The organism is Planktothrix sp., from assembly GCF_046067725.1.
In the GTDB taxonomy this organism is placed as follows: Bacteria; Cyanobacteriota; Cyanobacteriia; order Cyanobacteriales; family Microcoleaceae; genus Planktothrix.
Genome location: NZ_JBJUDF010000234.1, coordinates 1 through 24,251, shown reverse-complemented (window position 1 = coordinate 24,251; position 24,251 = coordinate 1). Strand labels below are relative to the sequence as shown.

Below are 24,251 nucleotides of genomic sequence, written 5' to 3'. Positions count from 1 at the left end.
AATTATTCAGGTAAAATCACAGTATCAATCACATGAATCACTCCATTTCTAGCAGGAACATCGGCTTTAATGACCGTTGCATTATTAACTTTGACTGATGCACCTACTTCAATATTAATCGTATTTCCTTCGACGGTTTCGACTTCTCCAGATTTAAGGTCAGTTGACAAAACTTTCCCAGGAACCACATGATAGGTCAAAATCTTAACTAATTGTTCTTGATTTTCCGGTTTCAATAAGGATTCTAAAGTTCCGGGTGGAAGTTCTGAAAAGGCTTTATCCGTTGGTGCAAATACCGTAAAAGGCCCATTTTCTTTCAGGATATCCACTAAATCAGCAGCTTGCAAGGCTTGGGTCAAAATTGTAAACTCACCCGCACTCACGATTGTATCTACAATATCCAAGGATTTTGTAGCAGGAATTTGAGCCACTTCGACCGAGTTTGTTAAGGTGTGATGATTAGGTTGTGCTTCACCCGGAAAACTCCCCAATAAGAGCACCCCAACAACACTTAAAAATGCAGTAATTTGTTTCACGTTTTGAAAGTAATTTTTTTGAGTATTCATAGATTAATTATCCGTTATCAGGGAACCCTTAACGGTCAACAGATTCCTAACTCTGGGAATTTCTCTCAAAGTTATAACTTAAAACATCAATCACCGGGCCTTCTTTGGGTAAATTATCGGCGGTGAATGTTAGTGTATCTGTTTTTTGAATTTGGATGGGGGTTCCCGCCATTAAGGTTAAAAAATTATCAATGGGTTCAAGATCACAAGTCGTTGTATCCGCCGCTAAAGTTCGATAATGGGTGGGAATTACAATTCTGGGTTTGAGAAATTCAATGGTTTTTTTTGCTTCTTCAGGAGTATAGGATTTTGGGCCTCCCCCCACAGGAATTAACATTAAATCAGGACGACCTATTAAAATTCGTTCCTCCATTCCTAACGGCGCTGCTAGTCCCCCTAAATGTAAAATTTTAATTCCCGCTTGTTTCCATAACCAAGCTACATTCACCCCAAATCTTCGACCTTCAAATCGGTCTTTAATGGTGCGGATTCCTTGAATTTGAGTACCATTAAATTGATAAACACCCGGTTCATATAATAAAGCCGGATTTCCCGTAAATCCTTCGATCACTCCTTCATCTAAAAGACGGCTACTAATTAAGACTAAATCCGTTTTAAATTGTTGCGGACTGCGATAACCACTGGTACACCCAATTTGACGAAAAGGATTGACTAAAACTCTTAATCCACCGCCTGTAAACAAAAAAGCAGTGTGCCCCAACCATTGAACGGTTAAGCTATTATCAGACGAGGATTGTGCTAAGGATTTTTGCCATTGAGTTGTTAAACCCGTTGCTAACGTTGTTAATAACGTTGTGGTGGTTAACTGAATTAATGTTCGCCGTTTCATAGGTTAAGGGTGACAGATATAACGGTTTCGAGGGAACCATTATATCTGTTCTAGGAAGTTTTTTAAGAGTTGTTTTCCTGAACGAGTGAGAACGCTTTCCGGGTGAAATTGTACCCCTTGAATATGGGGATAGTCCCGATGACGCACCCCCATAATTGTTCCATCCTCCACCCATCCAGTAATTTCTAAAACCTCTGGACAAGTTTCTCGTTCAATCACTAAGCTATGATAGCGAGTAGCAGTTAAGGGATTTTCAACATTTTGGAAAACTCCCACCCCAGTATGATGGACTTGAGATGTTTTTCCGTGCATTAATTCCGGTGCAGAAACAATATTGCCTCCGAACACTTGACCAATACTTTGATGACCTAAACAAACCCCTAAAATCGGTAAATTTGACCCTAATTCTCGAATTAATTCTAGGGAAATTCCAGCATCTTCTGGACGACCTGGCCCCGGAGAAATCACCACCGCATCGGGTTTCATTTGGCGAATCTCTTCGAGCGAAATTTTATCATTTCTAAACACCCGCACCTCAGAAGCAATGGGTAAGTCTTGACCGAGTTCTCCTAAATATTGAACAATATTGTAAGTAAAACTATCGTAATTATCAATAACAATAATCAACGTTTAAACTCCTAAAATGCAAATTGAATCCAGACCATCAGGGGAGGGAAAAGTAAGATAGACGCCACAAATAATGCCACAATTGCAGAGATTAAAACTGCCGCCGCCGCACAATCTTTAGCAATTCGAGCTAAATCATGGTAAGACTGTCCAACCGTTAAATCTACAACGGATTCGATGGCTGTATTTAACAATTCCATCGTCATGACAGCACCAATGGTTAAGCCAATAATCACTATTTCTACCCTTGTTAAATGTAAAAAAAGACCCAAGCTAATTGCTAGGGTTCCAATGATAGTATGAATGCGAAAGTTGCGTTGGGTTCTAAAAGCATAACTAATTCCCGTCCAAGCATATTTAAAGCTTACGAATAAATTAGAAGCAATTTTCCACGATAATTCCCTATCATATTTTTTCCCCATAGAATCTGGATGATGTGACTTTGATACAGTGGTTCCTTGATGAAGGGGAATCAATGGTGTTGGAAATGTGGATGAAAGAGAGGGTTTTTCGGCATTCATGAGTAAATCCTTTGCTGACTATGACGCCTGCACTGAATCGGTTTATGGTTGATCTAGCCAGCAATTTATCACAGTTTTATTAATAATTGGTTGATTGAATGGCTAGAATTTCCGGCTTTCAATCAGCACATCCAGAAATTTAAGAAGTTCTGTTGTCTTGTCCTCTCCCTAATTCCCAGAATTTCTGATCTTGTATTATCCCTGATAGGATTGACCCGATTTCAGCGCGAACGCAGATTTTAAACTCACCTGTTAAACCGTTAATTCAATCGCTTCCAGTAGCACCCGTTGTTGGTTTAACATTGCGGTTAAACTTTCATCATCAGGATGATCCCAACCTAAAAGATGTAATAACCCGTGAGTTGCTAACCATCCTAACTCAGTTTTCAGGGAATGTCCCTGTTGTTGAGCTTGATGATAAGCAGTTTCTACGGAAATCACAATATCACCCAAATACAACGATTGAGTCGATAAAATTTCAGGAGGTAGGGGACAATCGACCTCCAATGTAGCAAAAGCTAACACATCGGTGGGTTGATTTTGGGAACGATACTGAGTATTTAACATTTCTATCTCCGTATTATCCGTGAGACGTAAGCTTAACTCATAACTCGATGCGGTAGGAAGATAGGAATATAATTGTTCCAGCCAAATTTGGAACCAATTTTCCCATTCTGTCTCATTCAACGGACAATCAATTTCAACCGATGGAGATTCGCCAGTTAACGGAGTTTCTAACTCAGACCCATCCCAAAAGTAGTTTTGTATACTGATTTCAAACGGAACGTTCATTAATAACTAACAAATTGAAGACGATTTCAAAACTTAGCGAGTTAGGTACGCCATTCCGATGAGAAATCCTAACAAACCCATGGTGGTTAAAGCAAAGTGAAACAAAGACTTTCCGCCTTTACGAACCATATTTCGCATCGCTAATTTGACATAGCTGGGTTGAGGTTCGTTGGACTTCACCCCAGGTTCTAGGTCTGGAGTTGGGGTGGAAGGAGAAGAGGTGGGGGTATTCATCACTTAAATTCAGGAATTTGCAGAAAAGAATAGACCGACTGACTCGATTTTAACAAAAATGTTACATTTTATGAAGCGATCGCCCAGTCGAATCTACTGTCTGCAAAATCTCGGAGAAATTTAACGCTGGGTTTCCACTAACTCCGTGTTAAATTCATTAAAGGAACGTCGACGCAACTCAACGGATTCAGAGCGAGGTAGCAAGTCAAACACCTGACGAAACACATCATCAACGGTTTCAAAGGCAATTTGTCCGTTTTGATCGAGAACGACTTTCCCCGCCTGATTAATTAAGACCGTTTGAGGAACATAGCCTTTGTAATAATAGCCGGGTTCTTCGGCCGAATAGGAGGTATCAGGTAATAAAGTGTCCACATTAACCGGAATAAAATCCGCAGCCCTTCCGTAAAAACGCTGAAGTTCGGATACAGTGGTTGTAAATTTTTTACAATCTTTGCTATCGTCCAAGAAAAAGACTAATAAAGCCGGTCTACCTTGCCTGCGGGATTCCGCTAAGGTGACTCTAGGAGGAACTAAAGAACCATTGCCCCCATAGAGCGCGAAAATATTACCATCAAAGTGATCATCATCTAAATTTGCTAACGCTGAAGGAGTAATGGTAATAAAAAATACACAAATGAGAACAAAGGTTGTCAGTAGGGTTTTGAAACCTTTAAAACCCTGAAAGTACGGTTGTCGGAGATTAAACCGAGGACAAGTCCATCGAGTGAGACGCATATTATGGCAGTAACAATTTTAGATCATAAACAAAATCTATTGTTACATTTTTAGAGTAGGGTCGGAAATCGAAAATCGGAAATTGGGAACCGATAACGAAGAAAAAAGCCTGTTGTCATATGAATTTGGAGGCTTTGTAGCGGATCAATCTTGATAGTTTGATCGCCCTATTGTGAATCTAAGCGATCGCTTTTATTAGGAGTTGAATTTCAAGTTATAACCGATCGCAGTCCGAATCTTTGCTGTTTTTCCGGGCGATCGCCACTTTCATTTTGCCATTGAAGTTGCGCTAATTTTGCTTGTTCTTGAGGGAGTTGTTGCTTGAGGTTTGAGTAGTCATGGTACATCTCGATCAAGTTCTTGATCTTGCCATGAGATAGGGTCTTCTAAAGGTTCTAAATGAGTGAAAACATAAGTTCCAGGTAACGAGCCTCCAATTGTCAGTTCAATCTCTTCACAAATATCATGTCCCTGCTGAACAGTCCAAGCACCCGGTACTAAAACATGAAGGGAGACAAAACGACGGGAAACTGCAACTTTTCTGATAGGACAGACGAGTGAGATCCATTGTTTCAGCAATTCAGCCCTGTTTGATGGAGGTTTTGGAATGATATCCGGTCATTAATGTTAAAAACTATTACAATCCCGCTAAGAATGTGGGCTCTATGCCTCAAAATACAAGCGATAGGTACTAACGGCATTGGGCAAATGTCCAAAGTTAGTTACAGTCGCCGGACGGCATTCGGAGACTTTAAACGGGCGTGGAAAAATGATAAAAGCTCAGAATTTAGGCTGTTATCCACGAAACGCCAACCCATCAGATGCCAACCCCCAAAGGGAGCAGGCTGGGAATTCACTTGCTCTTAGGCAGTGGAGGATGTCAAGCTTGTAGGCTGTTGCTTCAAAACCTAAAAAAATTTTGAGGACACGAACAAGCCGAACGTGAACCGATAAAAATCTTAAAAAAATAGATTTGATTGCGGATCACAAAGCAGATACACTCTTAAGATCATGCCTTGATCCAGAATGTATCGGAACAAGCAGGAACGCTCAGAGGGAACTCTGAGACTCTCCAACTCAGTTCCATGGGTTTTCGGGAGAGTGTCAATCAGAAAACGTTAGCTAAACGCTTTTGTAGAAAATGAGTATCGTCACAAAATCCATCGTTAATGCCGACGCCGAAGCGCGTTACCTCAGCCCTGGTGAATTAGACCGGATCAAAGCCTTCGTCACCTCTGGTGAGCGTCGCGTTCGCATCGCCGAAACGCTGACCGGTGCCCGTGAGCGCATCATCAAAGAAGCTGGAAGCCAACTCTTCCAAAAACGCCCTGATGTGGTCTCTCCTGGTGGCAATGCTTATGGCCAAGAAATGACCGCTACCTGCTTACGCGACCTCGACTATTATCTGCGTCTGGTCACCTATGGAATCGTTGCGGGTGATGTTACCCCCATCGAAGAAATCGGGATTGTTGGCGCTCGGGAAATGTACAAATCTCTGGGTACCCCCGTTGAAGCCGTTGTCGAAGGAATTCGTGCCACGAAGAACGTTGCGACAGGTTTGTTATCTGGTGAAGATGCAGCCGAAGCCGCCGCTTACTTCGACTATGTGATCGGTGCAATGTCATAAGTCCGATTGCTTTATCACATTTTTTAAACGATTCCTAGATTCAGCGACTACAAGGAAATAGAACAATCATGCAAGACGCCATTACTTCCGTAATCAATTCTTCTGACGTTCAAGGTAAGTACCTGGATGCCAGTGCCCTGCAAAAATTAAAAGCCTACTTCGCCACTGGCGAACTGCGGGTTCGTGCCGCTAGCACCATCAGTGCCAACGCAGCCACCATCGTCAAAGAAGCAGTAGCCAAATCTCTGCTGTACTCTGACGTCACCCGTCCGGGTGGAAATATGTACACCACCCGTCGCTATGCCGCTTGCATCCGCGACTTAGACTACTACCTCCGTTATGCCACCTACGCTATGTTAGCTGGCGATCCTTCCATTCTCGATGAGCGTGTTCTCAACGGTTTGAAAGAAACCTATAACTCTCTGGGCGTTCCCATCGGTTCTACCGTTCAAGCCATCCAAGCCATGAAAGAAGTGACCGCTAGCTTAGTGGGCGCTGATGCTGGCAAAGAAATGGGGATTTACTTCGACTATATCTCCTCTGGCTTAAGCTAAGACCGATGTTAGGGTTTTGAGGGTGAATCTCTAAATTCCCGATTCAAAATCTGAACAACCTTCAAGGCCAGGGAAGTCGGGAGTGAATACTAGACCGCCAAAGGCTTGTCTGTTTCTCCTGATAAGTTTTAGTGAGCTAGTATTGACTTCCGACTCCCGGCCTTTGAACATTTAACACTCATATAAAGTTTTAGAAGCAACCTCCGAAGAAATTAAAAGCCTACACTCGGCATCGGGAGAGTTGGTGTTGCGTCGTTTACAAATTGATGTAAAACTTGTTCAATTTGCTCAGGAGAGACGAAAAAAATGCGGATGTTCAAAGTAACAGCTTGTGTTCCAAGCCAAACCCGGATTCGTACCCAACGGGAATTACAAAATACTTACTTTACAAAGTTAGTACCCTATGACAATTGGTTTAAAGAACAACAACGCATCATGAAAATGGGCGGCAAAATTGTCAAAGTGGAACTGGCAACGGGTAAGCCCGGAACCAACACCGGGTTACTGTAGAAGGCAGGAGGCAGGGGACAGCTATGTTGAGGGAACTGGGATACTAGAACTAAAGATGAATTCTTAATTCTTGATTCTTGATTCCTCCTGCCTCCTGCCTCCTGCCTCCTTTTCTTTCCTGACGCCCATTCCGCTATTATATTGGAGAAATCAAACACCAGAACCGATAGAGGCGGGAAATGGCAAGTTGGGAATTTCTAGTACAGAAAGAAGGGGATAATAGTTGGCTGACCTTAGAATCCCCGGATGTTGAAATCTTGGAAGGGCGCTATCGGATGGTCGCCCGGTCTGGCTATACCAACACTTCGATTAACGTTCGGATTATTTATCAAGATCTTGATGCTCTGCCACCAGTTCAACAGGTTCAAACTCGAACATTAACCACCAATGGGGAAGGGTTAATGGTGGTTATGCCTTACACCTCCCTAAAACCGGGAAATTGGCAGTTTTCTTGTTCGCCTCAACTGACATCTGAATTATTGTCAACCGTTGGCAAAAGAACCATACAATTACGGGTTCTCCCCTCCGAAATAGAAGACATTGATCCATCCTTTGAGAACATCGAACCTCCAACAGTCAATCGCATCTCCACAGAAACGACCTCCGTTGATATCACACCGGAACCTTCCTCCAAAGTCATCCAGTTTCCAACCGCTTACTCGAATTCGTTTAATGAGGCTAAAGAACCTCAAGTTAATGATAATACAACCTTTCTTTCTTGGGTTGAAACCTCTCCGCAGCCACTTCATGCAGTGGAGACATTCTTAAAGGAACTACATCTCACCCTTGATCAAGATTCCTTTGTCGCCCGTTTGGGACAAGCCTTAATGGTATTAGGTCGCATCGAACTGCCAACGACTTCCCGATCTCAACCGAGTTATCCGGTTCTTTCTGAAGCAGAATTACAATTTCGTTTGCGTGATCCTCAAACCGGAGAATTATTATTTGAGGTTAGCCATCCTCTTCCCGCGTCGGACTTTCCCCTGTGTTTTTCTGGTGTCGTTTATATTCCCTTTGAATGTAAAACCCGTTTAATTTTAGGAGAAGTGATCTTTTCCCATGATGGGGTTGCAGTCACTAGCCAATCTTTTAATATTGTCACCCAGGTTGAACATCTCCTCGAAGCCATTGATCAAGGGTTTGGCTCCGAATTGGGGCCAGAAGATTTTCCCGATCTATCAACTTTGGATCTAGGCGTTTTGGAATTACCCGACCTCAACGATGGAACAAAAACGGCTGAATTGATTTCGACTCCATCAGGGGCTGAAATTGCCACCATTCTACCCCCCAAAATTAATGATTCTGTCAGTGAATCTCGACCCTCTACCCCCTTAGATTTACCGACCTTTAGCCAAAGTTCAAATCCTCAGCAGATCCAGCCATCGCCTTCGCTTTGGACGGTGACATCTGCGTCTGAGGAGTTATCAACAGGTGTTGAGCCATCTGAATTAACAGCGACTGATACAGAAGTTTCAAGATCACCCCTGTTAAACCCGACTCCAGAGACGATAATAGAATCCAGTGTCACCCCCAAACCTAAAAAAGATCACCAAGTGCAACAAGCCTTTCAAGCGTTGGATCTGAATAATCGGTTTTGGTCGCGTTTAAATGCCTTAGCGCAGGATCAGGAATGGTCACAATGGGTTAAACGCGCTAACGTTAATCCGATGCCAGAAACTCCGTTTAATGCGACGACAGATCGGGTGATTCGCTCTGAGCAGGAGAGTCAAAATCCCCCAGAGGCGGGGTGTTCCCTCCCAACTTCCCGCCCAACCCCAGATCTGATTTATCCCCAACAAGAATTAGAAGAAATTGTGGTAGATGATGAACCCTTAGAATCTCCATCCGCCTTTTTTCCCAAACGAAAACCCCAGAAAAGCACAAAACCAGAAACCCCAGCTACAAATCAACCCATTCCCTACGTTTTGCCTCCTGATCAACCTGTTCCTGAGCCAGAGATGGAGATTTTAACCTCAGAGATGATTGCCGGACGAGGAGTGAAAGTTCGGGTGCGACTTCAGGATGGTTTACCTCGAATTTATGTCAAAGTTTGGCTATTTGATCGACAAACTCGCAGTGTGGTGGATGGCCCTCGCTGGTTAACAGAATTTTCACCCAATGGGTTTGATCAAATTGAAACAACTGTTGATGTGGAAATCCCCTACAGTAGTTTAGAGGTACTTTTTGAAGCGATCGCCGTTGAAATGCAGACTCAACGAGAAAGCAATAAAATTACAATTGAGCGTTCTGTTAACCCTCCTCCAGCACCTTCTTTACCCCTGTAATCAGGAACAAGAGGGGGTAAGGTGTGGAATGACCGGGTTGTCAGCTTAAGAGAAAAACACAAAAGAGGAGGACAAGAGCATAGAAAAAAGAAATAATATTTTTTAAATAACTGATACATAATAACTGATATATGATACATGATCAAATCCTATTATCAAGTTGGAGGGAGTCTTGCCACTTATATACCGAGTTACGTTGAACGAACGGCGGATAAAGAATTGTATGAAGCTTTAATCAAGAGAGAATTTTGTTATATTCTCAATTGTCGGCAAATGGGTAAGTCTTCCCTTTTAGTTCGTACAACCCATCGACTGCAAGACCAAGGTTTTCTTTGTGCTACTGTTGATTTAACGATCATGGGGAGTGAAAATGTAACTCCTGAACAGTGGTATAAAGGAATTGTTGCCGAGTTGTGCAGATGTTTGGATTTATTTGGAAAATTTAATTTAAAAGCTTGGTGGCAAGAAAACGCAGAATTATCCTTAGTTCAGAGATTAAGCTATTTTATTGAAGATGTTTTATTGGAAGCTTATCCTGATCGAAATATTATTATTTTAATTGATGAAATTGATAGTATTTTAAGTTTAAAATTTAAAGCGGATGATTTATTTGCATTGATTCGATTATTTTATAATAAAAGAGCCAATCATCTTAAATATTATCGAATTACTTGGGCAATTTGTGGAGTAGCAACACCGAGCGATTTAATCTTAGATCGAAATCGAACCCCGTTTAATATTGGAAAAGCCATTCATCTTTCCGGTTTTACCGTGAATGAAGCCCAACCTTTAGGTTTAGGATTAAATGATCAGTGTGAAAATGGAACAGAAATTTTAAAACAAATTCTAAATTGGACATCAGGACAACCGTTCTTAACCCATAAAATTTGCCAACTGTTCTTTAAATTAATTACCCTTAATTCTCCCTCAAAGTTAACAATTAAACCGGGAGAAGAAACTATTATTGTTGAGTCAATTATCCGAAAATATGTGATTGAAGCTTGGGAAAGACAGGATGAACCCGAACATTTAAGAACCATCCGAGATCGCTTGCTCAGAAATGAACAAAAAGCGGGAAGGTTATTAGGGATTTATCAACAGATTTTAAAGGGAACAGAAGTTTATATTGACGAAAGTCAAGAACAAATTGAACTGATCTTATCAGGTTTAGTGATTCCCCATCGTAACGTTCTGAAAGTTAAAAATCTGATTTACCAAGAAGTTTTTAATTTAGAATGGGTCGAACAAGAATTAAATAAACTCCGCCCTTACTGGCAACTATTAGAAGATTGGGTAGCCTCAGAACAGACGGATCAATCTCGTTTATTACGGGGAAAAGCCCTAGAAGATGCCCAAACCTGGGCACAAGATAAAACGTTAAGCCCCTTAGATTATCAATTTTTAGCCGCGAGTGAAGCCATTGATCGGCAAGAAGTTCAACAAACCTTAGAAACTCAACGACTCAAAGAAGTAGAGAAAAACGCCACAAGACAACGGTTATTAATTGTGGTATTAATTGTGGCATTTATTACCGTAACAGGTTTAGGATTAATGAATTTTTGGCAATATCGTAAAGCCATTATTAGTGAACGAAAAGCCAGGATTAGCGAAATTCAAGCGTTAACATCTTCTTCCGAAGGACTATTTGCATCGAATCGTCGTTTAAATGCCTTAATGGAAGCATTACGAGCGAGAAAAAAACTCTTACTCTTAGGTCAAGTTGATCCTGAAATTAAAACCAAAGTGGAATTAGCCCTTCAACAAGCGATTTTAGGAATCGATGAATATAACCGCTTATCCAAACCAGGAGCCGGAAACCGAGGTCTGGTTTTTAGTCCAGATGGACAAATCATTATCGCAAGTGGTCAGAATAATACTATTAATATTTGGACAAAGCAAGGCCAACTCCTCAAAACCTTCAAAGGTCAGATAGGGATCATGGGTGATCTGGCCATCAGTCAAGATGGTCAACTCGTAGCTTCCGGTAGTGGTGATCGGCTGATCAAACTCTGGCAACCGGATGGAACTTTACTCCGGGTTTTAAAAGGTCATCAAGCCGCTGTTCAAACGGTAGAGATTAGTCCCAATGGGCAATTAATTGCCTCTGGGAGCGAAGATGGAACCGTAAGACTGTGGAGACGAGATGGAACCCTGCTGAGAACCTTAATGGTTGGGAACCGTGTTAATTATGGATTGACATTTACTTCAGATAGTCAAAAAATTTTGACCAGTAGCGAAGATGGAAAGCTCCGAGTTTGGCAGATTGATGGTCAACCGTTAGCCACTGTTACCGGCCATCAAGAAATGATTATGAGTATTGCGATTAATCTTCAAGGAGATACCCTAGCAACAGCTTCTGTCGATGGCATTCTGAAACTGTGGAAATTGGTCGGAAACAACCTGATACCACTGACGACTCTAAAAGCCCACAAGAGCATCATCTGGGATCTCGCTTTCAGTCCAGATGGTACAAAGCTGGCCTCGACATCCGATGACAAAACCATCAAAGTTTGGGAACGACTTGGCTCAACCTGGAATCATTTCCAACTCCAAAATACCTTTGCCGGATACCAAGGGCTGCTCTTCAGTGTCAAGTTTAGTCCAGATGGTCAAACCCTAGCTTCTATCTCTTCCGACAGTACAGTAAAGTTTTGGAACCTAGAGAACAGATTATTGAAACCCTTAAAAGGTCATCAAACGGGGGTGCTGGGAGTCGCCTTCAGCCCGGATAGTAAAACGTTGGCTTCTGCGAGTCTGGATAGAACAGTCAAACTTTGGGAAATTAACGATCGGATCAAGTCGGTCGTACCAGTGGGTACGTTAAAAACTCAGGGGCCATTGATGGGAGTCAGTTTCAGTCCCGATGGTCAACGGTTAGCAGTTTCTAGTGTCAATGGTAGCGTCCAACTGTGGACAAAAGACGGTCAATTGTTGGCGACTCTCCAAAGACATCAAGGAGGAGTCAGAAGGAGTCAGTTTAACTGGGATGGAACCCGACTGGTGACGGGTAGTGGAGATGGAACCATCGGACTCTGGAATGTAGGCAGGAAAACCCCGATTTTATTAACCCAATTTAAAGGACATCAAGCCGGAGTTTGGGTCACGACTTTTAGTCCTGATGGTGAGATGATTGCGTCCTCCAGTGGAGATGGCACGATTAAATTTTGGACAAAAGACGGTCAGTTATTAAGAACAATTCAGGCTCATCACATGGCAACTCGGTCAATCGCTTATAGTTCGGATGGTCAATTTTTGGTCAGTGGCAGTGATGATCAAACCATCAAACTCTGGAAACCCGACGGAACCTTAGTCAAGACTTTAAGGGGACATCATGAGATTGTCCGATCCGTCGCCATTAGTCCCGATGGACAACTGATCGCCTCTGGTAGTGGAGATGGAGTCGTGCAATTGTGGCAACAAGACGGAACTTTATTAACAACCCTCAAAGCCCATAATGGAGGAATTTGGGAGCTTGCCTTTAGTCCCGATGGCCAAAAACTAGCTTCAGCCAGTGACGACAGTACAACAATCTTGTGGAATCTTCAGCAAGTGCGATCGCTCGATCATTTAATCGCTCAGGGATGTAACTCGGTACGGGATTATTTACAAACGAATGGAGACTTAGAAGAAAGCGACAGACAGTTGTGTGATGATGTCACATCTGCTGGGAGATAGGAGTAGGGGGAGCAGGGGGAGTAGGGGGAGTGGGTGGGGAAATCATTAACTTCTGAGTCCTGAAACACATACTGTTGAAACACTCCGCCCTAAAAGTGCGGAGATTCTTTAAAAAGGAGATATCACGAATAGCATTGCTCGAAACCACGACTCCCAAAACCGTTTACTCGTCTTTCAGTGTCGTGCAATGCGCGGTGCCAATTGCGCCTACTCCCTCCGGCAGTGCGTAGCCTTAGCATTGGGTCTACTTGTTGTGTATTTATTGCTTCACTCGCTTAATTGTCTTTGCTTGCAGAGGCTAGAAGTAGAGTATCTACCGATACCGAGCAACCTATTTTAAATTGTCGCCTTTTAACTAGAACGCCCAACAGCCGGGAGTTTCACCCACCAATTAAGGTCTTTGTGGCTGTGTTCATTATAGCATATAAAGCCGTCCTACAAGAGCTTGCCCTGAGCATGTCGAAGGGACGGGGTTTCAGACCCAAGGAGTTTCGATGATCAAACCTAGACGGTAAAATGTTTTCCTCCCAGTTCCCAGTTCCCAGTTAAGCTGTTTCCTACGAGAAAACAGAAGAATGCGACAGCCTTTACGGTATGATTGGGGTCAATAGAAAACAACCATCTATCCAGTTAAACTTTAGCCTGGTGTGGGCGATGACATTGTTAGGAGGAACAAGGTGATTAAAGTTGCAATCAACGGTTTTGGAAGAATCGGACGGAACGTTTTACGCTGCTGGTTAACTCGGCCTAATAGCAATTTAGAGTTTGTCGGGATCAACGATACTTCTGATCCCAGAACTAATGCTCACTTGCTGAAATACGATTCCATGCTGGGTACACTCAAAGGTGTGGATATCAAAGCCGATGAAAACTCCATTACCGTTAACGGCAAAACCATTAAATGTGTTTCAGATCGTAACCCCTTAAATTTGCCTTGGGCTGAATGGGGTGTTGATTTAATTATTGAATCCACCGGGGTATTTATTACCGATGAAGGCGCTTCTAAGCATATTCAGGCAGGTGCTAAAAAAGTCTTAATCACCGCCCCCGGAAAAGGAGACGGCGTGGATACCTTCGTTGTAGGGGTTAATGACAGTTCCTACAATCATGATCAACATCGGATTCTGAGTAATGCCAGTTGCACCACAAACTGTTTAGCTCCGTTTGCTAAAGTGCTGCATGAAAAATTTGGCATTGTCAAAGGAACCATGACCACAACCCACAGCTATACCGGGGATCAGCGTCTGTTAGATGCCAGCCACCGGGATGTCCGTCGGGCCAGAGCGGCTGCGGTGAATATTGTTCCGACTTCTACGGGTGCTGCGAAAGCAGTTGCGTTAGTGATTCCTGAACTCAAAGGAAAACTCAACGGGATTGCTTTCCGAGTTCCCACCCCTAACGTTTCCATTGTGGACTTAGTGGTACAAGTTGAGAAGCCAACCTTCGTTGAAGAAGTCAACCAAGCCCTGAAAGAAGCCGCTGAAGGCTCTCTGAAAGGGATTCTGGAATACAGCGACCTACCTTTGGTCTCTTCTGACTACAAGGGACACGATGCCTCTTCTATTGTAGACGCAAGCTTAACGATGGTTATGGGCGGCGATATGGTGAAAGTGGTTGCCTGGTATGACAATGAATGGGGTTATAGCCAACGAGTGGTTGATTTAGCCGAATTGGTGGCTAAAAATTGGAAATAGATTGAATCAGGAGAGGGGCTGTGTTTTTCGTTGGTGGCGACCGTTGGGATGCTAAAACTTAAAACGCCCTACTCCGATTTCAGTTGGGCTGATGATAGCTTCGAGTTTTGAATATTTAATTTTAAATTAATGATTCATTACTCCCGGTTATGATAAAAAGTGCTGAAATCCTCGGCTGAGAGAGAGTTCTTCAACGGTTGAGGATTCAGTATCGATTAACAAGACATTGGTGCTGGATGTGATCTCACCAATGATGGCGGCTGTATTTCCTAAGTGTTGCACCAGCATTTCACCGAGAAGCTTAGGAAGACTCAAGACCAGTTGAAAGTCTTCACCGCCATATAATGCCCAATTAACGGCTTGTTGAGGGTTAACACAGGTTTGTAACGCTTCTGATAGAGGAATTTGATTCCGTTGGACGTGAGCACCCACTTGACTAGCTCGACAGATTTGAACAATGGCATCCGCTAGTCCATCGCTACTATCCATTCCAGCGATCGCTATACAGGGTTGAGAAGCGAACAGATTTTGCAGTTTTGGTAGAACATCCAAGCGAGGTTGAGGACGTTGATGGGCTTGGATTAAAGATAATCGTTGATTGGGAGTTAAGGCACTTCCGACTTCAGGATGCAACAGTAATTCTAATCCCGCGCGGGAGTCGCCATGATATCCCGTAACAACAATCACATCCCCAGGACGGGCGACAGAACGCTTGATGGCGAAATCTGGCTTAACTGTACCAAAAGCGGTAATGGAAATACAATTCACTGAAGATCGGCAAATATCACCACCTAAAATGGGAGTTTGGTATTGATTTAAACAGGTGGTTAATCCTTGATAAAGTTGTTCAACCCAGTCAACGGTTTGGTTTTCTGTTATTCCTAACGCAACGGTAATTCCGAATGGAAACGCCCCCATCGCAGCCAGATCCGATAAGTTAACCGCAGCACAGCGCCATCCTACATCAAAAGCCGATGTGGTGCGATCGCTAAAATGCACATGATCGACTAACATATCCGTTGTAATCACTAAGGATTTATCCCCAGGAATTGATAAAATTGCCGCATCATCCCCCACCATTTCCGAGGGACAAAAACGCTGGACAATTGAGAGTAAACCTTGTTCTCCAATCTCTTTAACGAGCATAATTAATCAAATGGCTCTGTTAACTGTCAACTACAAACGATGAATCAATTAAACTAACGCTCTTAATAAAGCTTGTAATTTTAACTGAATTTCAGTCAATTCTTTTTCCGGTTCTGAACCTGCAACAATTCCGGCACCTGCATAAAGTCTAGCACGATTTCCATCTAATAAAGCTGAACGAATTCCCACAATAAACTCACCATTTCCCTGATGATCAATCCAACCAATGGGGGCGGCATAAAGCGAGCGATCAAAGGTTTCGTAATGATGAATTTGTTGTTGAGCAATATCTCTAGGAGTTCCCGCAACAGCAGGAGTCGGGTGTAATTGCGCTAAGACTTCTAAGAGATGAATATGAGTAGAAATTTGACATTGAATTGGCGTCCATAAATGTTGAATATTCGTTAGTTGTCTTAAACAAGGTGAACCTGTTAAATTCGGAGTTAAGCCCAAACTTAATAACCGTTCAACAATAAAATCAACAACGACTTGATGTTCTCGCAGATTTTTTTCACTACTGAGTAATTCTTGACCTAAATTAACATCTTCTAAGGAGGTTTTACCGCGCGGGGCTGAACCTGCCAAGGCATCAGTCATTAACTCTTTATTTTGTAAACTAATTAATCGTTCTGGACTGGCTCCAATAAATTGTTGACCCTTGCCATTTGCCGTTGAAAATACATAACAATCAGGGTACAAAAACCGAAGATTATTTAAGGAATTAATTAAATTAAAAGGTTGATTAAAAACAATATCAATGGGTTGAGAAAGAACTAATTTTTTTAAGGATTTAGATTGAATTAAATTTAACACTGAATCAACAGATTGTTTAAACTGTAAATAAGGTTTAGGGTTAGTTTCCACTTGTTGAGTTAATAATAAATTTGGAGTTTCACCCCTTACCGCCGGAATAGAAGTTTTTTCTAACGCATTAATTTGTTGACTTTTATACCAAACATCACTCAAAATATTTTCAATTTTAGAGTTTTTCTTTAAAACAATATTAACAATTAAAATACAGCGATTTTTTTTACGAATCACTTGCCATTTCGGTAGAAATATGGTAGTTGGCGGGAAATAAACCTCTTCCTGATCAACCGAAGCATCCTGTAAAGACTCTACGGATAAATTAGACTTAAAATATTCATCAAAAAACGTAAAACTACAACAAAAATAAGGTTTTGGTAAATTACTATTTTTAGAACCAATAATAACAGTCTTATCTAAACAAGATTGAATAAATTTTTGAGCTTCAAAAAAACGCTGTTTTCCACTGGTGGTGAACTTAAGCGCCGTATCAACCGCCACAAAGGATTCCTCAAGTTGAGGCTTTTCAAAATAAAAATGAATTAAATTAGGATGATAAAATTCCTGTAAAACCGCTAAAGGATCAATCCATTGAATTTCATGAGCAATACTCAGAATTTTAGTTTGATAGTCTTGTAGTCCATGATGCTGAAACTCTAACAAAAAACGATGCAGTTCTTGGCGATCTTGCAATAACGGGGTTGCAGAAGGAAAAACTGGCATATAAAAAATGAACAAGAAAAGGTTAGAACAGGGAAAAGTATTACCGAAAAATCGTTAACTTTTATGATCATAATATAACTTAACGATTTTTAGAGTGATTTACCCTTTATTCATAATCTCTCTTGTAAAAATCTTCCCTTCAGTCTGTAAAAAAAGTTTATATAGCAGGTGTCAGAAGCTAGAAGCTAATTATTTCCTCCCCCTACTCCCCGTACTCCCCTGCCTCCCCTGCCTCCCCTGCCTCCCCTGCCTCCCCCTACTGCCCCTGTTTGAAGTTCTCGACCCGGATCAGTTATTGTTATGGGACGATAGCATCTTATTGTTGAAAATCTTCTTGCTATGACCACAGAACTGATTACACCCTCAAAACATAAATTATGGTTAGCGGCGATTAAGCCTCCGATGTATAGTGTGGCTATTATGCCAATTTGGGTAGGAACCGCCGTTGCGATATTTGAAACTTCTAGCATTCATTGGACAGTTTTTACCACCTTTATTACAGCAGCCGTTTTAATTTTAGCTTGGGAAAATCTTCTCAATGATGTCTTTGATTCTGAAACCGGAATTGACACCAATAAGCATCATTCTCTCGTTAATTTAACCGGGAATAAATTATTAATTCAAACCTTGGGAAATAGCTGTTTAGTATTGGCAATTTTAGGATTATTAGCGATTTGTTGGTGGCAAAAAGATCTAACAGTTTTAGGAATTATTCTCCTTTGTTGTGGATTAGGCTATTTATATCAGGGGCCTCCATTCCGGTTAGGATATCAAGGATTAGGAGAATTTTTATGCTTTTTTGCTTTTGGCCCCTTGGGAGTTTCTGCGGCTTATTATAGTCAAACCCAAAGCTGGTCATGGGTCTGTTTAGCAACATCCATCTTAGTCGCCATTCCGATTACAATTGTATTATTCTGTTCCCATTTTCATCAAGTCAACGATGATATTGCTGCGGGTAAGAAGTCCCCTATTGTCCGTTTAGGAACTGAACGAGGGGCAAAATTGTTACCTTGGTTTTGTGGAAGTATTTTTGTGCTAACGGGAGGGTTTGTTCTATTGGGAATTTTACCCATTTGGACATTACTCAGCTTTGTGGGTATTCCTTCAGCCATTAAGCTCTGTCGCCATGTTAGTCAATACCATAACCAGCCTCACTTAGTCAATAATTGCAAATTCATTGCGATTTCTCTACAGTTTTGGAGTAGTTTATTGTTAGGGGTGGGGTTTATTTTAGCGTAAATAAACAGCCCTTTGCAATTGATTGATGGTTAGGGTAGGCTTGTCCTACCTAACAGGATTCAAGGAGATAGCAACCCTGTCTGAAGGTTAGAGTCAAGACTCATATAGCCAACCTAGACAGTCAACTTTTTTTGTTGCTATTCCTAATGACCCACTTGTTGTTTTCTACTCTTAATCGAGGTACAATGCTGATGCAATTTATTCCATTAATAGGACGAGCATTTTTAGCAACAATTTTCATCCATGCTGGGATTAATAAAATATTTGATTTTGCTGATACTCAAAGGATGATGACAGAACGAGGTTTACCAATTGCTACTGTATTATTAGCGGGAACCATTATTGTTCAAATTCTGGGAGGATTATCTTTAGTTGTTGGTTATAAAACCCGTTTAGGAGCTTGGTTTTTAATTTTATTCTTAATTCCAACAACCTTTATTTTCCATAATTTTTGGGAAGTTCCATCAGAAAGAATTGATTTCTTCAAAAATCTATCAATTATGGGTGGGTTACTGATGATTACCTATTTTGGCGCTGGGCCAGTTAGTGTGGATGAACATATTACCATGAGTAATACTGATTTTACTGATCCTGATAATTCTTAATTAATTCTCGAAGGCATTTGTGATTCAATTTTCCTTGTGAATTACGGGGTAATTGTTCTAAAGGAATCCATAATTTAGGATGTTTAAACTTAGATAATTTTCCAATAATTGCCTGTTGTAATTCTACGCCAGAAGCTGGTTTACAGCTAGGAACATAGACCGCAACCACGATTTCACCCCAGTATTGATCCGGTTTTCCCATGACACAAATATCTTGAACTAAACCCGTAGAACGAATCACCCCTTCTACTTCGCTGGGAAATACATTTTCCCCACCTGTAATAATTTTATTACTTTGTCTCCCCACTATTGTTAAATATCCCTGTTGATTCCTATACCCTAAATCATCAGGAATCCAACGATTAATTTGCATTTGAGGATTAAAATGATTCTGATAATATCCTAACATTAAAGAATCTGCTTCAATGGTAATTAATCCAGGTTGATTCGTTAGTAATTCTTCTCCAATTTCATTACAAATTTTAATTCTGGCATGGGGTAAAATCTGGCCAGAGCTATTATTTCCTGCTAAAAATTCTGAAGGTTTTAAGGTGACAATTTGAGAAGCCGTTTCTGTCATTCCATAAGTTAAAGCCAGAGGAATTTGAGATAAACGACTTTGTTCTAATAACTCTAACCAAGGAGGTGCACCGCCTAAAAGAATAACTTGAAATTGAGATAACCAATCAGTTAATACGGGATTTTTTAATAAACGCTGAAGTTGAGTCGGAACTAAAGAAATAAAAAACCGACTAGGATTAAAATTAATCCAATCTTCAGTTTCTACACTTTGAAAAGATGTTATCATTAATTGTCCATCTGTTAACAGCGATCGCATCCACTGCATTAAACCGCTAACATGATAAAGAGGTAAAGTACAAAAAGAATGAATAGTCGGGGTTTTAAAATACTGTTGAACACCTCGCACTGAAGCCGTTAACGTTTCCCAAGTATGAACAGCAAATTTAATATTTCCTGATGTTCCTCCAGTGGGAATCATAATCAAATTTTCGATGATTTCACTATCATAATTAGATAGATTTTGATAGTCTGTAATTTTACCTTGACAAATCAATAAATGAGGATTCACTAATGTATGAACTTGTTTCCATTCCTGGGTTCCCCAGTGAGGATTACACAAAAATACAGGACATTTTGCTGTCACCGCAGCTACAAAAGCTGATAAAAATAAAATCGGTTCTGATTCAGCAATTAAAATTTTAGGATAGTTTTTATTTGATTGAATCCACTGATTAATTGCATTAAAATATATTTTAGACCGATCAATTAAAGATTGAGTATGATTAAAAATAACTTGATTTTTGATTTCAATTTCATCGATCAGATTCATCTTAAATCTTGTTTACACCCTCTAAATTACAATCATTACTCGTAGGGGCGAGAGAACCTCGCCCTTACCAGAATATTTTAAGTTTTAATTTTCACATTTTACTTAGGTCTAAACTGTTTTTCCACAAGACTAACAATTGTATCTCTAGGGAAAAATCGCGGTAAATTGACAATCAATTGATTGGCAAACCCCCCCGTTACCAAGGTTGAAAAGTCTTTTTCTAATGCTTGTAACGTCTCTTGAACCACTTCTTCCGCCGTTGCATAATTTTGTCCTGCACCTGCAAAGGTTTGGGGAAATTCTGCTACGACAAAAAAGTTAGATTCTGTCGGGCCAGGACAGACCACTAAAATCCTCACCCCAGAGTTTTGATTTTCAGCCCATAAAGCTTCTGTAAAATTAACAACAAAGGCTTTTGTTGCTGAGTAAACAGAAGAATAAGGTAAGGGTTGATAACCCGCGATAGAAGCGATATTAACAATTGCACCAGACCCGCGTTTTTTCATATCTTTTAAAAAGATATGAGTCAATTCAACTAATGCCGTAATATTTAACTGAATCATTTGCACTTGTTTTTCTAAAGCTCGATCAACAAACGCCCCATAATCTCCAAATCCAGCATTATTAATCAGTAAATCAATCGTTAATCCTTGTTTCTCGATGGCATCAACAACCGCTTTTGTAGCACCGGGTTGAGTTAAATCTTGAGGAATGACATAAGCTTTAATATTATATTGAGTCTGCAATTGTTCTGCGAGTTGTTCTAATTTATCTTGAGAACGAGCCACTAAAACCACATCCATTTTCCGAGATGCCAGTTCCTTCGCAAACGCCGCCCCAATTCCGACAGAAGCTCCTGTAATTAACGCAGTCTTCATTAATCCTCAATCCTAGAATAACTTTCTATCGAGTCATTGTAACGCATTCTTAATGTGTTGTTGCGGTTGAAGTTGTTCTCAAGCTTACTTAGCAATCTTGAGAACAAGATAAAATTAATAAGCGTCTTTTGGACAAAGATTCTTGCTTATTCTGAGCAAATACTGATTCCTGAATCAAAGGATATTGAATAGCTGAGTATTCGTATTGCATCTTTATTTATTCTATTTCAAACTACAACTATCCCACAGCAAAATCGGTAAATTGGCGCTTAAAAGGAGAATGGAAGGCGAGTACAATATCCTGTTTAGGAATACCACGTTCTATCAATTCTTTAGCAATTCCGCCTTCTGTGCCATCATGTTGAATCCAGATTTTTTCGTTCTTAATATCAAGATGTAAAATGCAGCCATAAACACGCCGTTTGTTTGACCAGCCAACATGAACAACTTGATAGTGATCGTTCACTAAGTCAAAAATTGTTTCTGCCTCAACCTCTTCATTACTAGCTTTAATTTTACTATAAGCTTGCAATAATTCCTGAATGATTTGTCGATATTGTTCTACTTTTTCCATAGTACAATCACCTCATCTTCGGGTTCATAAACAATCAGATGGACTTGATAGCGTTGGATCAATAATTGCGGTAATTCTAATGTAAAGAAAGAGTCATAGGTATCAATCGGAATTGCTAGGTATAGAACGCGATCAGGCTGGACTTGCTCTAGGGCAAGTTGATATTTCAGAAACTGACCTAAAGCTGTATTAAATTCTACTGTGGTAGAAGGTGCTAAAAAGCTTTTGACTTCAACTGCTATTTTTTCTGTTCCTCGTTCAGCAGCCAGAATTTGTTCTGCACCCAAATCGATGTACATTTCAATGCCTCCAAAGCGCAGAAAGAGTGGATCATCAGTAATTGTCCAGCCATCTTTTTCAAGGGAACGTCTCACTACATCATGGAAAAAGTCCTTTGCCATTACTTTTGACCTACGCCTTCATCCCTTCACAAATCTCCTCTAGGTGGGTATCTAAAGACACACATTGCTAATAAAAAAATTATAACTCTACTAATGCAAAATAAAGTTTAAGTCAGCATAAAGATTTCTGACACTAATGAATTAATCCTTGATACGCTTGAATCATTTGTTGCGCGATCGCATCCCAACTATAATAAGTTAAGGCATAATTTTGAGCATTTAAACCTCGGCGTTGACACTCTTGAGGATTCGTTAATGCGGTTTCAATTAAACTTGAAATCTCATCAATAGTTCCATTCCCCACCCAACCTGCTTCGGCTGTTTCTACATCTTCCCAAATATAAATTCCTTTAGAAATGATCACCGGAGTTCCAACGGCCATCGCCTCTGCTACCGCAATGCCAAAATTTTCATAATAGGACGGTAATACAAATAAATCAGCTTTTGTTAATAAGGCGGTTTTTATTTCTCCCGTTACAAACCCAGAAATTATTGTTTTTTCAGCTAAGGCAGAACTTTGAATCTGTTGTTTAATTTTAGTTTCATATTCAGGGTCTTGAGGATTAGAACCTGCTAAAATAAACTGAAAGTTTAATCCAGTTGCTAACACTTTTTCTAAAGCTGGAATTAATATATCTAGTCCTTTCTTGGGTTCAATTCGAGATAAAAATAAAATAATCGGAACATTTGGTTGTATTTTTAAATGGGATAAAATCGCTTCTGGTGTTTTTGTTAATTCGGGTAATGTTACTCCTAATGGGATGATTAAATCGTTGGTTTTAACTCCAAATCGTTCAGATATTCTCGCTTCTTCGTGACTGGTAAAATGGATAGCAGACGCTCCCGCAATATTAGGACGTTCTAATAACGCTGCATAGAGTTTTTTTAACTGTTTTTTCTTGTTTAAATCGGCGGGGTCAAGGGTTCCTAATGGTCGTAAAATATAAGGTAATTTTTGAGAACGAGCGACGGTTGCAGCGGCTGAACTAACAGGAGAAAATAAAGCATGAATATGGGCTAAATCATATTCGGAAGCGTGTGTTTTTAACCAGTTTAATAAATCTAAAGAAAATTTATAACGACGAAAGGGAGAACAGGGAAAATAGCGAACTTGATAACCATTTTCATTAACAGGTTGATCTAAAGGAACATCTAAGGGGGCTTGACCGCTATCTCCGTTTGCATTTGTGGTTAAAATAGTGACGTCAATTCCCAGTTTAGCTAATGCAGTAGAAAGACCCCGTACCATTTGACTAGGGCCACCATAAACTAAAGAAATTGAAGGAATAATTTGTAAAATTTTCATAATCAGTTAACAGTTAATTATTAATAGTATTCAGTCATCAGTCAGAAGCGATTCATTAATCATAACTCGTAGCTACTGACTGATAACAGATCAACTCTTACACTAATAACTGATTACTGATAACTGATTATAGCAATGGCATCGGGAATTTCTTTTTCCACTCGTCGTAACCGAGGCATCCGATAGGCAACTAGAACAGCCACAATATTGAGAATACCAATTAACATAAATAATAACCCAGTTCCTCGTCCGGCTCCGACTCCGATAATTTTGCCAATACTATCGGCTAAAAATCCATCGGGTTTCATCATCGGTTCTAAAACTCGATCTGCTAATGGCCCAACGGTGATATGAGATAAGATTAACAGCGATCGCTCGACAATACTTTGTAGGGAAAAAATGCGTCCTTGTAACTCAAAAGGAACTTTAGATTGCCAAATGGTGTGATTACTACTCACAATAAAAGGACGAGCAAATAAATAGCCAAATCCTCCAATTCCTGCTAAAATAACGGAAGGTTTAAACCCTCCTAAACACAGGCATAAACC

24 protein-coding genes and 1 pseudogene are annotated in these 24,251 nt (G+C 40.6%); 8 read left to right on the top strand and 17 right to left on the bottom strand.

Going from position 1 to position 24,251, the window contains the following annotated elements; genetic code table 11:
* Positions 1-2 precede the first annotated feature (2 nt).
* The 9 genes from ACKPEB_RS14410 to ACKPEB_RS14370 all read right to left on the bottom strand — a co-directional run bounded on the left by ACKPEB_RS14410 (position 3) and on the right by ACKPEB_RS14370 (position 4,907).
* Positions 3-566 carry a fasciclin domain-containing protein gene (locus tag ACKPEB_RS14410; protein ID WP_408965618.1) on the bottom strand — a complete coding sequence of 188 codons (564 nt, stop codon included), beginning with the start codon at positions 564-566 and terminating at the stop codon, positions 3-5.
* A gap of 46 nt (positions 567-612) precedes the next feature.
* Complete coding sequence (locus tag ACKPEB_RS14405; RefSeq protein ID WP_408965617.1) at positions 613-1,416, bottom strand: MBL fold metallo-hydrolase; 804 nt, start codon at positions 1,414-1,416, stop codon at positions 613-615.
* Between the two features lie 39 nt (positions 1,417-1,455).
* Entirely contained in the window at positions 1,456-2,043 is a 588-nt protein-coding gene (locus tag ACKPEB_RS14400) for an anthranilate synthase component II (RefSeq protein WP_408965616.1), read from the bottom strand.
* Positions 2,044-2,054: 11 nt separating this feature from the next.
* Positions 2,055-2,564: a diacylglycerol kinase gene (locus tag ACKPEB_RS14395; RefSeq protein ID WP_408965615.1), complete on the bottom strand. Its 510-nt coding sequence runs from the start codon at positions 2,562-2,564 to the stop codon at positions 2,055-2,057.
* Positions 2,565-2,816: 252 nt separating this feature from the next.
* The gene (gene ybeY / locus ACKPEB_RS14390; RefSeq protein ID WP_408965614.1) at positions 2,817-3,356 is read right to left on the bottom strand and encodes an rRNA maturation RNase YbeY; all 540 of its coding nucleotides are present in this window, start codon (positions 3,354-3,356) and stop codon (positions 2,817-2,819) included.
* Positions 3,357-3,389: 33 nt separating this feature from the next.
* Positions 3,390-3,590 (bottom strand): DUF3285 domain-containing protein, encoded by a 201-nt coding sequence (locus ACKPEB_RS14385; protein ID WP_408965613.1) that lies wholly within the window; start codon positions 3,588-3,590, stop codon positions 3,390-3,392.
* Positions 3,591-3,710: 120 nt separating this feature from the next.
* A complete protein-coding gene (locus ACKPEB_RS14380; RefSeq protein WP_408965612.1) occupies positions 3,711-4,328 on the bottom strand; it encodes a thylakoid membrane photosystem I accumulation factor in 618 nt (205 codons plus the stop codon).
* Between the two features lie 209 nt (positions 4,329-4,537).
* Entirely contained in the window at positions 4,538-4,675 is a 138-nt protein-coding gene (locus tag ACKPEB_RS14375; protein ID WP_408965611.1) for a hypothetical protein, read from the bottom strand.
* Complete coding sequence (locus tag ACKPEB_RS14370; protein WP_408965610.1) at positions 4,665-4,907, bottom strand: cation transporter dimerization domain-containing protein; 243 nt, start codon at positions 4,905-4,907, stop codon at positions 4,665-4,667. Before ACKPEB_RS14370 ends, ACKPEB_RS14375 begins: the two co-directional genes overlap by 11 nt.
* Positions 4,908-5,469: 562 nt before the next feature.
* Between ACKPEB_RS14370 and apcA the strand changes: the two genes are divergently transcribed.
* The 6 genes from apcA to ACKPEB_RS14340 all read left to right on the top strand — a co-directional run bounded on the left by apcA (position 5,470) and on the right by ACKPEB_RS14340 (position 14,673).
* Positions 5,470-5,955 (top strand): allophycocyanin subunit alpha, encoded by a 486-nt coding sequence (gene apcA / locus ACKPEB_RS14365; protein WP_408965609.1) that lies wholly within the window; start codon positions 5,470-5,472, stop codon positions 5,953-5,955.
* Between the two features lie 68 nt (positions 5,956-6,023).
* On the top strand, positions 6,024-6,509 hold the full coding sequence (gene apcB / locus ACKPEB_RS14360; protein ID WP_408965608.1) for an allophycocyanin subunit beta: 486 nt from the start codon (positions 6,024-6,026) through the stop codon (positions 6,507-6,509).
* Between the two features lie 306 nt (positions 6,510-6,815).
* Complete coding sequence (locus ACKPEB_RS14355) at positions 6,816-7,019, top strand: phycobilisome linker polypeptide (protein WP_072720266.1); 204 nt, start codon at positions 6,816-6,818, stop codon at positions 7,017-7,019.
* A gap of 179 nt (positions 7,020-7,198) precedes the next feature.
* Positions 7,199-9,304: a hypothetical protein gene (locus ACKPEB_RS14350; protein ID WP_408965607.1), complete on the top strand. Its 2,106-nt coding sequence runs from the start codon at positions 7,199-7,201 to the stop codon at positions 9,302-9,304.
* A gap of 138 nt (positions 9,305-9,442) precedes the next feature.
* Entirely contained in the window at positions 9,443-12,979 is a 3,537-nt protein-coding gene (locus ACKPEB_RS14345) for an AAA-like domain-containing protein (protein WP_408965606.1), read from the top strand.
* A gap of 677 nt (positions 12,980-13,656) precedes the next feature.
* Positions 13,657-14,673, top strand: a complete 1,017-nt coding sequence (locus tag ACKPEB_RS14340) for a type I glyceraldehyde-3-phosphate dehydrogenase (protein WP_408965605.1) — start codon at positions 13,657-13,659, stop codon at positions 14,671-14,673.
* Between the two features lie 147 nt (positions 14,674-14,820).
* Here ACKPEB_RS14340 and thiL read toward each other — a convergent pair whose 3' ends face one another.
* The gene (thiL, locus tag ACKPEB_RS14335) at positions 14,821-15,819 is read right to left on the bottom strand and encodes a thiamine-phosphate kinase (RefSeq protein ID WP_408965604.1); all 999 of its coding nucleotides are present in this window, start codon (positions 15,817-15,819) and stop codon (positions 14,821-14,823) included.
* 48 nt (positions 15,820-15,867) lie between these two features.
* Positions 15,868-17,349, bottom strand: a complete 1,482-nt coding sequence (locus ACKPEB_RS14330; protein ID WP_408965603.1) for an isochorismate synthase MenF — start codon at positions 17,347-17,349, stop codon at positions 15,868-15,870.
* A gap of 339 nt (positions 17,350-17,688) precedes the next feature.
* Here ACKPEB_RS14330 and menA point away from each other — a divergent pair, with 339 nt between their 5' ends.
* Positions 17,689-18,588: a 2-carboxy-1,4-naphthoquinone phytyltransferase gene (menA, locus tag ACKPEB_RS14325; protein WP_408965602.1), complete on the top strand. Its 900-nt coding sequence runs from the start codon at positions 17,689-17,691 to the stop codon at positions 18,586-18,588.
* Between the two features lie 185 nt (positions 18,589-18,773).
* Positions 18,774-19,193 carry a DoxX family protein gene (locus tag ACKPEB_RS14320; RefSeq protein ID WP_408965601.1) on the top strand — a complete coding sequence of 140 codons (420 nt, stop codon included), beginning with the start codon at positions 18,774-18,776 and terminating at the stop codon, positions 19,191-19,193.
* Here the strand turns inward: ACKPEB_RS14320 and ACKPEB_RS14315 are convergent.
* From ACKPEB_RS14315 to ACKPEB_RS14290, 6 genes and pseudogenes are all read right to left on the bottom strand, one after another.
* Positions 19,171-20,544 carry a 2-succinylbenzoate--CoA ligase gene (locus ACKPEB_RS14315; RefSeq protein WP_408965600.1) on the bottom strand — a complete coding sequence of 458 codons (1,374 nt, stop codon included), beginning with the start codon at positions 20,542-20,544 and terminating at the stop codon, positions 19,171-19,173. The genes ACKPEB_RS14320 and ACKPEB_RS14315 overlap by 23 nt on opposite strands.
* Before the next feature lie 98 nt (positions 20,545-20,642).
* Entirely contained in the window at positions 20,643-21,422 is a 780-nt protein-coding gene (locus ACKPEB_RS14310; RefSeq protein ID WP_408965599.1) for an SDR family NAD(P)-dependent oxidoreductase, read from the bottom strand.
* Between the two features lie 238 nt (positions 21,423-21,660).
* Positions 21,661-21,996, bottom strand: a complete 336-nt coding sequence (locus ACKPEB_RS14305) for a XisI protein (RefSeq protein ID WP_190515429.1) — start codon at positions 21,994-21,996, stop codon at positions 21,661-21,663.
* Positions 21,984-22,397, bottom strand: coding sequence for a XisH family protein (locus ACKPEB_RS14300; protein WP_408965598.1), 414 nt, complete (start codon positions 22,395-22,397; stop codon positions 21,984-21,986). The genes ACKPEB_RS14305 and ACKPEB_RS14300 overlap by 13 nt, the downstream gene beginning before the upstream one ends.
* A gap of 133 nt (positions 22,398-22,530) precedes the next feature.
* The gene (hpsP, locus tag ACKPEB_RS14295; protein WP_408965597.1) at positions 22,531-23,703 is read right to left on the bottom strand and encodes a hormogonium polysaccharide biosynthesis glycosyltransferase HpsP; all 1,173 of its coding nucleotides are present in this window, start codon (positions 23,701-23,703) and stop codon (positions 22,531-22,533) included.
* A 113-nt stretch (positions 23,704-23,816) separates the two neighbouring features.
* Positions 23,817-24,251, bottom strand: a pseudogene (locus ACKPEB_RS14290) (MFS transporter); the annotation flags it as partial.